Source organism: Methylobacterium oryzihabitans, from assembly GCF_004004555.2.
Lineage (GTDB): Bacteria > Pseudomonadota > Alphaproteobacteria > Rhizobiales > Beijerinckiaceae > Methylobacterium > Methylobacterium oryzihabitans.
Genome location: NZ_SACP01000125.1, coordinates 1 through 485 on the forward strand (window position 1 = coordinate 1; position 485 = coordinate 485).

At 63.1% G+C, this 485-nt stretch carries 1 pseudogene; it reads left to right on the forward strand.

The features are described 5' to 3' along the window. Positions 1–316, forward strand: a pseudogene (locus EOE48_RS28665) (hypothetical protein); the annotation flags it as partial. Between the last annotated feature and the right edge of the window lie 169 nt (positions 317–485).

Sequence of the window (485 nt, forward strand, 5' to 3'; positions counted from 1 at the left end):
ACTTGAGCGGTTGCTGGAGATGGACCAGGTGCGCCATCCGTACCGGTTTCTCAAAGGCGGTGAGCCGTTCCAGAGCCGGCACAGCATGGCTGTGGCGGAGCAGATCGAGAGCGTGCTGACGTTCATTCTGTCAGGGCGGCATATTGGCTACCTGCCCTGCCATTGCGCCCACGCCTGGGAGGCGGAGGGGTTGTTGTGGGCGCTGAACCCAGGGCTGGATTTTGTGGTGCCGTTTACCCTGGCCAGGCATCGGGCGCAGGTGACGGGTGAAGCGCAACAGGCGTTTGCCGAGGATTTGCTCGCAGCGTTCGCCTGATGCGCTCCTACAAGGGCCGGGCACGCCTTGGAGAAGGGTTAGTAAGCCATGCTCCAGGTCAGGGTGTAGGTGCGCCCGCGCCCTTGGTAGTCATACAGGTACGCCGGGCCGTAGGTCGGCGAATAGAACAGCGTCGCGCGTTGGCCCCAGACCGTGCTGTACTGCTTGT